Annotated in this window: 11 protein-coding genes; 2 read left to right on the plus strand and 9 right to left on the minus strand. The window is 48.1% G+C overall.

Features of this window, described 5'->3' with window-relative positions; genetic code table 11:
• Positions 1–11 precede the first annotated feature (11 nt).
• Genes M1D30_RS08565 through M1D30_RS08575 form a run of 3 tightly spaced genes read right to left on the minus strand, consistent with a single transcriptional unit; the run spans position 12 to position 4,267 of the window.
• Positions 12–1,679 (minus strand): tetratricopeptide repeat-containing serine protease family protein, encoded by a 1,668-nt coding sequence (locus tag M1D30_RS08565; protein WP_248502981.1) that lies wholly within the window; start codon positions 1,677–1,679, stop codon positions 12–14.
• The gene (gene recN, locus M1D30_RS08570; protein WP_248502984.1) at positions 1,676–3,334 is read right to left on the minus strand and encodes a DNA repair protein RecN; all 1,659 of its coding nucleotides are present in this window, start codon (positions 3,332–3,334) and stop codon (positions 1,676–1,678) included. The genes M1D30_RS08565 and recN overlap by 4 nt, the downstream gene beginning before the upstream one ends.
• Before the next feature lie 33 nt (positions 3,335–3,367).
• Positions 3,368–4,267 (minus strand): DUF4835 family protein, encoded by a 900-nt coding sequence (locus M1D30_RS08575; RefSeq protein WP_248502986.1) that lies wholly within the window; start codon positions 4,265–4,267, stop codon positions 3,368–3,370.
• Positions 4,268–4,487: 220 nt separating this feature from the next.
• Here M1D30_RS08575 and M1D30_RS08580 point away from each other — a divergent pair, with 220 nt between their 5' ends.
• The gene (locus M1D30_RS08580; RefSeq protein WP_248502988.1) at positions 4,488–6,830 is read left to right on the plus strand and encodes a DUF3943 domain-containing protein; all 2,343 of its coding nucleotides are present in this window, start codon (positions 4,488–4,490) and stop codon (positions 6,828–6,830) included.
• Positions 6,831–6,937: 107 nt separating this feature from the next.
• On the opposite strand, the gene coaBC is transcribed toward M1D30_RS08580, so the two are convergent.
• Genes coaBC through dnaN form a run of 3 tightly spaced genes read right to left on the minus strand, consistent with a single transcriptional unit; the run spans position 6,938 to position 10,199 of the window.
• A complete protein-coding gene (gene coaBC, locus M1D30_RS08585; protein ID WP_248502997.1) occupies positions 6,938–8,128 on the minus strand; it encodes a bifunctional phosphopantothenoylcysteine decarboxylase/phosphopantothenate--cysteine ligase CoaBC in 1,191 nt (396 codons plus the stop codon).
• 55 nt (positions 8,129–8,183) lie between these two features.
• Positions 8,184–9,050 (minus strand): 3'-5' exonuclease, encoded by an 867-nt coding sequence (locus tag M1D30_RS08590; protein WP_248502999.1) that lies wholly within the window; start codon positions 9,048–9,050, stop codon positions 8,184–8,186.
• 24 nt (positions 9,051–9,074) lie between these two features.
• Entirely contained in the window at positions 9,075–10,199 is a 1,125-nt protein-coding gene (gene dnaN / locus M1D30_RS08595) for a DNA polymerase III subunit beta (RefSeq protein ID WP_248503002.1), read from the minus strand.
• Positions 10,200–10,360: 161 nt separating this feature from the next.
• On the opposite strand from dnaN, the gene M1D30_RS08600 reads away from it, so the two are divergent.
• The gene (locus M1D30_RS08600) at positions 10,361–10,765 is read left to right on the plus strand and encodes a DUF3127 domain-containing protein (protein ID WP_248503004.1); all 405 of its coding nucleotides are present in this window, start codon (positions 10,361–10,363) and stop codon (positions 10,763–10,765) included.
• A gap of 83 nt (positions 10,766–10,848) precedes the next feature.
• Here the strand turns inward: M1D30_RS08600 and M1D30_RS08605 are convergent, their stop codons facing one another.
• The 3 genes from M1D30_RS08605 to M1D30_RS08615 form a co-directional block, all read right to left on the minus strand.
• A complete protein-coding gene (locus tag M1D30_RS08605) occupies positions 10,849–11,469 on the minus strand; it encodes a flavodoxin family protein (protein WP_248503006.1) in 621 nt (206 codons plus the stop codon).
• Between the two features lie 542 nt (positions 11,470–12,011).
• Positions 12,012–12,599 carry a hypothetical protein gene (locus tag M1D30_RS08610; RefSeq protein ID WP_248503008.1) on the minus strand — a complete coding sequence of 196 codons (588 nt, stop codon included), beginning with the start codon at positions 12,597–12,599 and terminating at the stop codon, positions 12,012–12,014.
• Between the two features lie 49 nt (positions 12,600–12,648).
• Positions 12,649–13,812, minus strand: a complete 1,164-nt coding sequence (locus tag M1D30_RS08615; protein WP_248503011.1) for a hypothetical protein — start codon at positions 13,810–13,812, stop codon at positions 12,649–12,651.
• Between the last annotated feature and the right edge of the window lie 200 nt (positions 13,813–14,012).

The following is a 14,012-nucleotide window of genomic DNA, read 5'->3' on the forward strand; positions in this document are numbered from 1 at the left end:
CAAATGGATACTCATTTCGAGTATTTCTCAATCAGCTCGTCAGCCTGGGCATCGCCCAGTTCCTTGGCCTTCTGCAGATTCTTCACGCCCTCGGCCTTCTGGTCTTTCAGGCACTGGGCCAGTCCAAGGAACAGATAGCCATCACTGTGTTCTGGCGCCAGCTGGATGCAGGTCTTGGCCGTCTCAACAGCCTCATCATAGAGTCCTACGCGAATCTGCAGCGAGGCCTTCTCGGCATAATACAGATCCGACTGTGGTGTCATGGTGATGGCCTTCTCGATATCGTTCAGAGCCTGCTGAAACAGGCGTCCCTCCGTCTCGACACGGAAGCGCATATAATAGAAATTTGAGTTCACCTGAGCCTTCATCACTTCCTCATAGTCGTTGAGGTCGCTGACGGCCTGACGATGGCGCCCCAGGTCCATGAGCAACTGGGCACGCGAAAGCAGATAAGGGGCCACCTCCTTGAGATAAGGACGCGAGAACTGGGCCACACAACTATCGAGCAGGGCCAGCTGGGATGTGGAGTCCTTTAACTGCTGCTTGCACAATGAGGCAGAATAAAAGAGGTCGGCAGAGCGCAGGGACGACTGGAACAGACTCTCGTAGATGTCGTAGGCCTCGGCATAGTTCTGCTGCACATAGCGCACAAAAGCCTGCTGCTGACGGTAGGTGGGCTGCGCATTGAGGCGATAGGCCTCGGCTGCCTCGTCGAAGGCACGATCGAACGTCCAGGCCTTGTAGAGGGTGTCTGTGCTATAGACCATCTTCTGAAGGATGAGGCGCGAATAGCTGTAATGCACTTCATCGGGCTTCTCGGCCACCTTCAGCGCCTTCTGCATATCGCGGTCGGCCTCAGCAAAGTGATGACCGTCGGCCAGCATCTGGGCGCGATAGGTATAGCCATCGGGCTCCTTGGGGAACTTAGCGATGAAGTCCTCAATCAGGGTGACATAAGCCAGCGAATCCTGCAACGAGCCTCCCATATAAAGGGTGAGCTGCGCCTGGTTCAAATCGTCGGGCAAGGCTTTCTTGATTTGCGTAGAGCGCAACACGGGGTCGTTGATGCTCAGGCCATTCACCTTCAGACTATCGGCAAACAAGGCACTCACGGCAAAGCTCTTGGCATCGCCAACAGCATTGGGCTGCTGCATCAGTCCGATGACCTCGCCATTGGCATTGAGCAAGGGTGTGCCCACGCTGTTATCGGGCATGGTGAGTTCAAGGGTATAATAGGCATAGTTGCCATTAAAGGTCTCTGTCTTTTGAACGGTGCCCTGGGGCACGCGCTTGGTCTCGCGATAAGGCAGAAGCCACACGGTCTCGTCCTTAGCGGCCGACTTGCCAGCAAGAGCGAGGGGCTGGACCTTGGTCTTGGCCACCTGAAACTTCACCACGTCGTAGGTCTCGTTGGCACCCAGGATGAGCGCAACAGGAATCTCCTTGCCAGAGGCATCAATGACAACGGCACGCGAGGCGCCTTTGAACGGCGAGAAGCAGCTGACGGCCTCGCCATTATCTCGCACAAAGAAGCCGTTGGTGCTGGCTATCAGCGTACCATCGGCAGCAAAGGTCTTCAAGGTGAAGACCGACTTAGAGGCTTTCTTGGCCCAATCGGGCTGAGCCATCGCACATACAGCCAGCATCAACAGGCTGGTCAGGATATAAAGTCGTTTCATAGTTTCAACAGTTCTTTTGCATTTTGAATGGCGGCATCCGACACGTCGCTGCCGCTAAGCATCTGGGCAATCTCAGTGATTCGCTCGTTGGGCGTCAGCATCTGCATGTGACTGGTAGTGCCCTGTGGTGTCTCTTCCTTATAGACCTTATAATGGGTGGTGCCCAGGGCTGCAATCTGAGGCAGGTGGGTGATGCTGATGACCTGACGGTCGCAGCGCCCCATCTCGGCCATGATCTGCGCCATCTGCTCGGCAATCTTACCACTAACACCTGTATCTATCTCGTCGAAGATGATGGTGGGCAGTTTCACAGCGCCACTGATCATGGCCTTGAGCGACAGCATGACGCGTGCAATCTCGCCACCAGAGGCTACCTGAGCCACAGGCTGCAGGGGCGTTGAGGTGTTGGCGCTGAAGAGGAACGACACCTTGTCTTGTCCTGAACGGCCAAGGGGCTCCTGCTCTATCACAATCTGGAAACGCACATGGGGCATGCCTAAGGGTACCAGTCTGCTCTGCATCTGCTTCTCGATCTCCTGAGCGGCCTTCTGACGTTTCTTCGTGAGTACATCGGCTTTTGACTGCACCGCTTTTTGGGCAGCTGCCACCTGACGCTCTAACTCGGCCAGCGCCTCGTCGCTATTCTCAATGTTCGACAGCTTACGCTCCAGGTCGTCTTGGATAGCGAGCAAAGCAGCCACGGTGTCGACCTTATATTTCTTCTGCAGGGCGTAGATACGGTCCAGACGGTCGTTCACAGTATCGAGTTCGGCAGGATCAAAGTCGACGGTCTCAAGTTTGGCGCTCACCTCATCGGCAGCGTCCTTCAGTTCTATATAGCAACTGTTCATGCGCTCGGCCAACTCGGCCACGTCTGGATAGACGCGCTCTATGCCCTGCAGCGCAGAAACAGCATGTTTAAGGTTGCTAACCAAGCCATTTTCATCACCTAACAATGCTGTTTCGGCCTCGTAAAGAGCCGACTTGATGTCCTCGGAGTGCGACATGGTTTCGCTGCGCTGCTCGAGTTCTTCCTGCTCGCCATCCGACAAGCGGGCGCTAGACAGTTCGTCGTACTGAAACTGCATGAAGTCTACAGACTGACGGCCTTGTTCTATCTCCTCGCGCAAACGCTGCTCTTCCTTCTTCAGTTCCTGATAGCGGGCATAGGTTGTGGCGTAATCGTCGAGTTCCTTAGCGTCGTTGGCAATAACATCGACTACACTGAGCTGGAAGTCCTGCTTGTTGAGCAGCAGATTCTGATGCTGTGAGTGGACGTCGACCAAGCGCTCGCCCAACTCCTTCAGCATGGTGAGCGCCACAGGGGTATCGTTGATAAAGGCGCGACTCTTGCCTGCTGCCGTCAGTTCACGACGGATGATGGTGTCGTCGGCATCGAAGTCGATCTCGTTTTGCTCAAAGAAGTCCTCCATCTGATAACGGGAGAGGTCGAAATGGGCCTCGATGACGCAACGGTCTGTGCCCATCTTGACACTTTTCGAGTCGGCACGCTGGCCTAACAACAGACCAATGGCACCCAAGATGATACTCTTGCCGGCACCCGTTTCGCCCGTGATGACAGAGAAGCCGCTATGGAATTCCATGTCGAGCTCGTCGATCAGCGTGAAGTTCTTGATATATAGTTGCTTCAGCATTCTTCTTTATATGTTTCTTTTCTTATGTTCTGTTCATTGCTTAATCTTGTCCCACGAGGAACTCTGCGAGGCGTTGATGCTAGAGAGGACATCGTAGACAGACTCTTTTTCCTTCTGGGTGCCCTTGCCTTTATAGATGTTGGCCAACTCGTCTTTCTTATAGTCGGTCCAAATCTGGGGAAGCATGCTCAGGGGCTTATCCTCGTGTGCCTGCTTGAGGAGGGTTTCCAGGGTTGTCGTCACATTGGTTCGGCCACGCTCTGCATTCTGTGCCATCTCGTCGAGCCCTTTGCGATAGTAGTCGTACTGCAACTGGCGGAAGGGCTTCATGGCTTCGTCCAGATAGTCGTTGATGAATGCAAAGCGATTGCGTGAGTCATCAAACGACTTCCAACCAGCGAACTCGAGGTTCTGGGCATTGTTCACCAGGTTCATGCAGCGCTGCAGGACGTCTGTCCCACCCATGGGCGAGAAGCTGTCGAGGTCGATGCCAATGATGAGATAGGCATAATAGCCCATGAGGGCCATCAACTGGTTGTCGATGACCTCCTCGTTGAAGTTCAACTGGTCGAACTGTGCGTATTCGAAATCGAAGTTCTTGTCGCGATTGCTATACAGGGCCGTTGTATAGGCTGAGTTGTACACAGGACGGTTGGCCTGAATGAGTGCCGTACAGGTGAAATGGTTGTTGGAGGCATCGTATTTGGTCACAGTGATATTAAACGTACACTGAATGCGCTCGTTCTCCTGAAACTGCAGGGCTGTCCACTGTTTCTCGTTGACAAACTGTTGGAGGGTCTCTTGCAGGTTATCGAAAACGGACTTGTCCGTGCCCTGAATCTGCTGGTGATTAATATTAATCTTCACCTGCAGTTCCTGAGCCTGCATAACGATAGGCAGGAAAAGGGTCAAGAGGAAAAGAAGTCGTTTCATTGTGTAATGGATTAATATTAATAATTTGATAGTCGTTCTATTAGTCTGCAAAAATACGAACTATTTTCGAATTGTACAACTATATCCTAAACATTTCAATGTATTTTTTTGTTATCTAACAATTTTTATTTATCTTTGCAAAAGAAACCTAATGGAAAACATTACTAACCTGACATAACAGGATTTGATTTATTAACTACAAACAGAGTTTTGGCATCGTATGAGAAAATCACTAGCAATCGTTGCAGTTTTTTTGATCACTGCCGTAGATCATAGCATCTGGGCACAGAACAGTCCAGTGGGAATAGTCAGTGTGCAAGACTCCGTGAAGAGCATACAGTTTGGTGTCATCTCGACGGTGGCTCCTGATGGTGGACATGGGGTTCAGCTGGCTGGTGTATCGAACACGGCAGCCCACAGATTCAACGGCCTGCAACTGGGTGGTGTGAGTAACATCACGCAGGGCATGGAACGTGGTCTGCAGCTATCGGGCATTCTGAACGTGTCGACAGAGATGATGCGAGGATGGCAATGGGGAGCCGTCAACTATGCCGACTCGCTGGACGGCATACAGGTGGGTGTGTTCAACGTGGCTCGTAAGCGCCCTGAGGGATGGCAAGTGGGACTCATCAACCTGTCGTACGACACCATCGGCCATAAGATTGGTTTGGTGAACGTGAATCCCACGACCGATATTGACATTATGATGTATGGCGGCTCGTCGACAAAGGGAAACATTGCCGTGCGCTATCGCAATCGCAGTACTTATAATATCCTTGGCGTGGGAACGCACTTCATGGGATTAGACTCGAAGTTCTCTGGCGCTGTGTTCTATCGCTTGGGACAATATGCGCAGGTGTCGCCCAAATGGAGTCTGAGTGGCGATATCGGCTACTATCACGTGGAGACGTTCTCGAAGAACAACAACGACAAGCCGGAACGCCTGTATTCGCTGCAGGCACGCATCAATGCCGACTATCAGATAAGCAGGAAGTTGGGGGCTTTTGCCTCTGTGGGCTGGGGACTGACACGCTATTACGACCGTAACGAGACTTACAGAAACAGACCACTGGTTGAGATGGGACTGACGTATCGCCAAGCTCGCGACCAGCATGACTCTTGGAAACGGGCATGGGAAGAGAAGCGGAGGGCCATTGTGTTTGCCGACTCGACCATGGCACTGCCTGTGAAAAAGCGCTACTGGCAGGCAGCGGCTGAGGCAACAGCCATCAACGTGGGTGTGCAGTTGTTCGACCGCTATGCGCTGAAATCGGACTTCGCACAGACCACACTTCGCACCCTGAAGCGCAATTTTACTGATGGCATGGTGTGGGACAACGACTTCTTCATCACAAACTTGTTTGCACATCCTTATCACGGCAATCTTTATTTCAATGCAGCACGAACCAACGGACTGACATTCTGGGAGTCGGCGCCTTATGCCTTAGGCGGATCGCTCATGTGGGAGTTCCTGGGCGAGACTGAGCCTCCTGCCATTAACGACGTGATTGCAACCTCGATGGGTGGTATGGCTATTGGTGAGATGACGCATCGACTGAGCAGAACTGTGCTCGACGACCGTGATCGCGGCTTCAGACGATTCGTGCGAGAGGCTGTTGCTACCATCGCCAACCCTATTCAGGGCCTACACAGAATTATCAGTGGCGACGCCTGGCGTGTGCGCAGTGATCATTATCGCTATCACGACTATAGTAAGATTCCTGTTGACGTGGCGTTTTCGACTGGCTGGCGCTATCTGGCAGACGATGGAGCACTGTTCCGTGGGGTGCACGCACCTTATCTTAACATGGTTCTGACGTATGGCACGTCTGTGGACGGCGAACGACATACGACACCATACGATTTCTTTGACGTGGATGCCACCATCAGCATGGGTGGCGGACAGCCATTGGTGAACAACCTGCAGATTGTGGGCCGACTGTGGAGCACGTCTATTCTCGACAAGAAGGATATGGCTGGTGAGTTTGGTATCTATCAGCATTTTAATTACTTTGACGCAAAACCGATTGAGGACGGTTCTGAGCTGACACCCTATCGCATCAGCGAGGCAGCGGGCTTCGGACCTGGCTTCATCCTGTCGCTGCCGCAGATGGGAGGACTGTCGAAGTTGGAACAGCGCGTGTTCTTGAGCGGCATCCTATTGGGTGGCACCAAGAGTGACTATTTCAACGTCATTGAACGTGACTATAACATGGGTAGCGGCTTCAGCATTAAGTCGAAGACGCAACTCGACTTTGGTAAGTTTGGACGTTTTATTCTTAATGCCAAGTACTTCCGACTCTACACATGGAAGGGATATGAAGACAAGGACTTGCAGGCCTATGCCGACGGCACCAAGGACCTGCACTACCTGAACGTGCAGGGCGACCGTAGTAATGCGGCCTTGCTGGTGGTGAACCCCATCATGGAGATGCATGTTAACAAGCAATGGTCGCTCACGCTATCAGGGGCTTACTACTCGCGTCGCACATTCTATAAATACTACGACAAAGTGCATGCCAACACGTTTGAGACCAAGATAGGAATAACCTGCCGCCTATGAACATCAGAATAGTCACATCTGTCATCATGCTGTGGATCATGGCGATTGGCGTGAAAGCTCAGGAAGTCACGGCTGACAACATTGGCAACGACACGATTGAATAACAACTACAGTCTGGCGGCTAGTTCGTCAATGATATCGCGTGCCACGTCGGCCTTTGGCTTCTTCTCGTAGTCGTGCTTGGCATCACGAGAGATGATACTAACCTGATTCTCGTCGCTCTTAAAACAAGTACCTTCGTTGCGCAATGAGTTAAGGACAATGAAATCCAGATTTTTCTTCTCTAACTTATGCTGGGCATTCTGCTGTTCGTCATTAGTTTCAAGGGCAAAGCCTACCATCACCTGATCAGCACGCTTCATCCTTCCTAACTCTGCAGCAATATCTGGATTAGGAACCAGATGAATATCCATGGTCTGCCCTACCCGCTTGATCTTTTGACCGGCCACCTCTGCAGGACGAAAATCGGCCACTGCAGCACAAAGGATGGCGGCATCCATCTGTGGGAAGTTCTCTATCGCGGCATCGTGCATCTGCTGACAGCTCTCCACGTCAATACGCTGAACATTGTTCATTGTACATTGTACGTTGACGGGCCCTGCTATCAACGTAACCTCGGCACCACGACAAGCACACTCTTCGGCCAGGGCAAAACCCATCTTTCCACTTGAGTAATTGCCAATAAAGCGAACGGGGTCGATCTTCTCGTAGGTTGGACCAGCGGTAATCATGATGTGCTTACCCAACAAGTCCTTCTTCTCGAAAAACATGTCAAGGGCTGCCACAATCTTCTCTGGGTCTTCCATACGTCCCTTACCCTCAAGTCCTGAGGCCAAGAAGCCGCTCTGGGGCTCAATGATATGATTTCCAAAGCCCTTCAGACGCTCCATGTTCTGCTGCGTGGTGGGATGGGCATACATATCGAGATCCATGGCAGGAGCAATGAACACAGGCGCTTTCATAGACAGATAGGTGGTGATAAGCATATTGTCGGCAATGCCATTAGCCATCTTGCCTAATGTTGAGGCCGTGCAGGGCGCGATGAGCATGGCATCGGCCCAAAGACCTAAAGCCACATGACTATGCCAGGTGCCGTCGCGCTGAGAGAAGAAATCGCTGATTACTGGCTTTTGTGTCAGAGCCGATAGTGTGATGGGAGTAATAAACTCTTTACCTGCAGGTGTGATAACCACCTGCACCTCAGCTCCCCGTTTCACCAACTCACGAATAATCAAGCACGACTTATAGGCCGCTATCGATCCTGTAATACCCAGTACGATTTTCTTTCCCTTCAGCATATTTTATGATATCAAACTGTTTTTTCTTCAGACATCCCACATGAGACATCTCACATCATTTCTGCGCTTCGCGCAAGCGAATTCTTGTCAACACCTGTTTGGTGTTATAGGTAAAGTCGCCTGACAGAATCCAAGCATAATAGCCTGGATCAAAACGCAGTACATCGGCAACGGTCTTACCCTTATGTTTTCCAAAGTTGAAGTACTCAGTCATCTTAGGCTGACCATTCTCATCGAGCACTACATTTCCTTTGGCATCACGAACCTCACCCCACACGATGCGACCAGAAAAGTCTACATTATTATTGGTCTTCGAGAATTCTGCCAAACAATCCATATCGTTTGTCAGCACTCGACCCTCAGGATCCTCGCCCAATGCGCGCTGCTTCTCTTCGGTATAGTAGTCCAACTCACCCATCAACACACGATAAGTGGCCTCCGTATCCTGGTCGGCACGGTGAGCCTCGAAATCGTCCTCCATCCTACGACCACAATAGAACTTGTAGGCTGAAGCCAGGTTGCGACGTTCCATTCTCTTAAAGATGGTACAGGCGTCAATCAGTCGACACTTAGAGAAATCGAAGTCAACACCAGCACGCAAGAACTCCTCGGCCAGCATGGGAATATCGAAATAGTTTGAGTTGAATCCTGCAAAGTCGCAGCCAGTGAATTTTTCCTCAAGTGTCTTAGCTAACTGCTTGAAGGTGGGTTTATCCTTCACATCCTCATTAGAGATACCTGTCAGTTGGGTGATGACAGGCAGAATATAACACTCAGGATTTATCAGATAGTCACCACGCTCTTCTTTTCCATCAGGATAAACCTTGATGAACGACAGTTGGATAACACGGTCCTTTACCAAATCAAGACCGGTCGTCTCCAAATCGAAGACGACCAGTGGCTTATTTAAATTCAGTTTCATGAAAAATCAAGTTCAAATCTCAAATCAATCGTTGATCAGCATAGGCATCATCAGCATCAGCACATCCTGATTCTCAGGCTGCTCCAAGGGCAATACCAGTCCTGCACGACTGGGGTCTGCCAACTGAATGACTACCTGATCGCAGTCAAAGTTGTTAAGAATCTCTATGAACGACGAACCCTTGAAACCAATGCTCATAGGCATGCCGTTATAGTCGCAAGACATCTTTTCGGTTGCAGTCTTTGAGAAATCATAGTCCTCAGCATCAAGCTGAAGCGTACCATTCTCAACATGGAAGCGAATCAAATTGCTGGAATCGTTTGAGAAAGGCTGCACACGACGCAAAGCTGCCAATAGGCCCAAGCGGTCGACTGTCAACTGGTTAGGATTGCTCTGAGGAATGACTGAGTTGTAGTTGGGATAACGACCCTCAATCAAGCGGCAGATAATGACACCCTCTTCGAAGTTAATCTCAGCATTGCGCTCATCAAAACGAATAACCACGTCGCCACCCTGCTTGCCGAGTACACCTTTTAGCAATGAAGCCGGCTTCTTGGGCAGGATAAAGGCAGCAGGCTGATCACTCTTAATGCTTAGAACCTTATTGCGCACCAACTTGTGGCCATCGCTTGCGACAACAGCCAGATAGTCAGGAGTCAAATCAAAATAAATACCATTCATTACAGGACGAAGCTCATCCTGTGCAGTTGCAAAGATTGAACGGTTGATATTCTCAGCCAATGTGGCAGTTGCAATATTAATGGTAGTAGCGCCATCATCAATCTGCTGAGGCTGAGGAAATTCATCGGCATTCTCAACAGGCAAAGAGAACATACCATTCTGGTAACCAATCTTAGCAATATTAGCTGCCTGGTCCACATCAAATGTGATAGGCTGTTCAGAAATACCCTTCACAGCCTCTAGCAAATCGTGGTTACCAACACAGAAACGACCATTTCCATCGTTTTCAGTCAGCTCAATAGAAGTTTTCATCATCACCTCACTATCAGAAGCTGTCAGATTCAGACGTCCGTCAACAACCTCAAACAGAAAGTCACCCAAGATAGGCAACGAGTTCTTACTATTGATTACTCTAGACAAAGCCACCAATCGGCTGCTCAGTGCTGTGCTTGATACAGTAAATCTCATATTATTTATTATTGTTTATTATTCTCAATTTGGTGTACAAAAATACAAAAAAAGTACGTCAACAACAAAATATTTGCAAAAAAATTGCTTGTTTTTCAAACTATTTTAGTAATTTCGCATGCGATTTTGCAAAAATACAAACAATAATAACATTTTCAGATATGGATTTAACAGGAAAAGTCATTGCCATCATGGAGGCAAGAGGTGGTGTTTCTGCCCGCACAGGTAACCCATGGATGACTCAGGAATACGTTATTGAGATTCCTGGTCAGTATCCCCGCAAAATGGTGTTCAACATCTTTGGTGAAGATAAGATTAAGCAGTTCAACATTCAGCCAGGCGAGGAGATTACCGTTCAGTTTGATATCGATGCCCGCGAGTACAATGGCCGCTGGTTTAACGATATCCGTGCATGGAACATCCTGCGTGGTCAGGCAGCTGGTGCAGTACCCGCAGCTACACCATTCGCTGGTCAGCAGAACGCAGCTCCTCAGGCTGCCAACGCTCCCTTCCCTCCTGCACAGGAGCCTGCTGGTGAGAGTGCGGCTGACGATCTGCCTTTCTAAGATAGTCGAGCAATATCACAAAAAAGCATCAGTTCAATCGCTGATGCTTTTTTTATTTGCAGGAATTAAATTTCAATTCTTTTTTATCTGATAAAGTTGGTACGTTGCGGACTTTCCAACGCAGGATGACCATCTTCATTCACATTCAACTTTCGAATCATCCAAGCCATATTACGAGCAAGCGTACGCATCGTCTGCATGCCCTCCTCGTCCTGGGCAGCTTGTCCAGGAGTCTGACCATAAACCATATTCCAATACTGCGAGCTCACCAAAGGCATATTTGACATCGTAAAATATTTATTAAGCCTGTCAAAAGCAGCAGAAGCACCACCTCTGCGGCAAACAACAACACTAGCTGCAGGTTTGAATCTCAACTCACCTGAAAGCGAATAGAACACGCGATCAAGCAAGGCACAAAGTGAGCCGTTAGGACCACCGTAGTATACTGGTGAGCCTACAACCAAGCCGTCGACACCATCCTTGACAGCACGCCATACCTTTGTATACAAATCATCATGAAATGTACACCTGGCACCATTACGGCCGCACATTCCACAAGCAATACACCCCTGCACAGCATGTTTACCAATATTGATTATCTCAGTATCAACACCCTCGGCATTTAATGTTTTTGCCACCTCGCTCAAAGCAGTGAATGTATTGCCATTCTCTCTTGGACTTCCGTTAATCAGTAATACCTTCATATTATTCTCCTTCTTTCTTATAGAGAAAAAGAACCCTTCTGTATTGGCAGAGCTCTTCTTTTATTATTGTATGGAATTATTCCTTAATAGCAGCCTGGGCGGCGGCTAACACTCACAATCGTTAACTGTAAATGTTTCATGTATTCTATAGAACCATAGCCCTTAGAAACACTCTGCAAACCTTGTTTGCAAAGTTAATGATTTCTTCTGACTTTACGCTCATTTAGCACGTTTTTTCTTGCAGAATGTGTTTGTTCTTTAACATATATGTACGAATTGATATCCCTTCTTAATACAATTTGTCTCAGTTAAAAGAAAAACTGATAGATTCTTGCGATGTAAGTTTAGGTTTAAGTTTAGATGTTCTTATATATATAATAAGGTAAAGTAAACTCTAACCATAAAGATTGAGTCTACATTGAGTTTCTCGAGGGTTAGATGTTTCATAATCATCTAACCTACTATTAACCTACATCTTTATGGGAACTAAAGATGCAGGAAAAATCTGGGACTTGAGTTATCGAAACCAAGTCCCAGTGATTTTATTCCTTGTTCTTCAGTATTTCTGCGAAGATACCATTGGCTACGCTTACGCCATCCTTATTATTCAGTCTGGCAGCGCGATAGTCTGTGTTTAGATAGCGTGAACCATGCTTTCTGTAGTAGTCCCATTCTGTAAATGTGGTCTTCTCCAAGTCGAACTGTACTCTACGGTCAGAAGCGTTGTAGATATAGCCATAGAAGCTGTTGCCTCTCAACTGGTAGTCTACGATATATGTGGGATTCCACTTGTCGTCGTCATAGATGATGGTGATGTCGCCATCTACGATAAACCACTTAAAAGTACAGAAGGCATAGTTCTCTTTGGGTGAAGAGGTCTTGTAGTCCAGTTCATAGCCTCTTCCACTGGTGTAGTGATAATCTTTCGACTCAAATCCCATCACAGTAGAATATTCTGAGCCATTAATGCCCCAGCGATTCTGATAATATTCTGTAATCTTACCTTGCCAGTCGCTGCTACGCAGACTTGAGGCGATATAGTCGTCCTCGTTTTTTGTGCAGCTGGTGAATACCGCCATGGCAGCCATGGCAACGAACATTAGTTTTTTGTAAGTGAACACTGTTTTCATAAAGTTTAAATTGTTAATTGTGAATTATTAGTTATGTTGATTATTCTCTTCATATATTATAAGGATATGACAGCTTCCAGGGCGAATCTTCCAGCTTGAACTTCTTGGCGCCCTCCTGTGTCTTTGGTGTGCGTACAAGTGGTAAGTCTGAGAGATCCATCAGGTAAAGATATTCATGGAACAGCGATTTTATACCTTCTCTTACCGACCAGCGTGCAGAAATGTATTCTTTTGTTATAGGATCATTACCACGGATGGCCTCTACCTCTTTGTTCCATGCTATCAGCTTGAGCATAGCTGCTTTATATTCTGCCAAGAGCGATGCTGGCGATTTCTGCATCCAGCGCTGTAAAAGCTTACGGTTGTATTCAGCCACAATCTCTGCCTCACGCTTGCGACCCTCCACAAACCAATCGGGTGTTTTCTTGGGATTTTCAGCGGCCACACGTGCACGCAATTCGTCCTCTATGACCTGCACACGCTTACACTCGTCAGAGCCAAGCCACTCTTTAATTATCTGCTTTACCAGTGGCGAATAAATGTTAAAGTAGAAACGAGGCGCACCACCTTGCTTCTCGAGCAGCCAGCATCCTCGGTCATGATCTGGCGTCTCGTTATAATGTACAATGTCTCTATCTAAATCGTAGAACTTTGTGCATGCAGCCTTCATTTTATCCAACACCTTATTATATTGTGGCCACTTCTTGTCTACAAAGAGGGTGTCGAAAGGCTGTCCTTTGCGTGCCTTCTTGGCATTGTCCATCATGATTTTATTAAATCTGTCACTTTCTGTTTTCAACTCAGGTTCTGGCTCATAGTTATCAACGGCTTCAACGCGTGCCTTTAATTCGCCTGCTGAGTATTCTGTCATCTTTTCACGTGTATCAACTTGCGATGGATCGGGCAGCACAGGCAGATTCTTATAGGCCTCCTCAAAAGTCTTATATGTGTACTTTTCTACCATCTTTTTATAATCCTCTTTGCTTATCTTCCAGTCTGTTAGCAAGGCATTACCTTCTCTGGCTGTATAGTCCCAAAACATGTGGCCACCCAGATTCTGTGCATAGTTACGGTCTTCTGGCTCCACATATAGTATCTTTGCTGTCGACTTTGTGGTCGCTTTATTGCTTGTTTTCTGACTCTTGGCCTTTGCCTGTGTCTTGGCTTTGGTCTTGTTTTGTGCCTGCATAGAGGCTGTTCCAGTTAGCAGCATTGCTGCAAGAGATAGGTAAATAAATGGTTTCATTATATATAATATAGATTACTTATTTATTTTGGGTTGCAAAGATACACATACTTTTCGAATTAAAAATACCGATGATACATGTCGAACATATAATGTTACTTATTGAACATAGTTTTTTCGTTTTTTATGTCTACTTTTGCATCCGAAAAAGAGAAGAACAGAACATT

This window comes from Prevotella sp. E15-22, assembly GCF_023204875.1.
In the GTDB taxonomy this organism is placed as follows: Bacteria; Bacteroidota; Bacteroidia; order Bacteroidales; family Bacteroidaceae; genus Prevotella.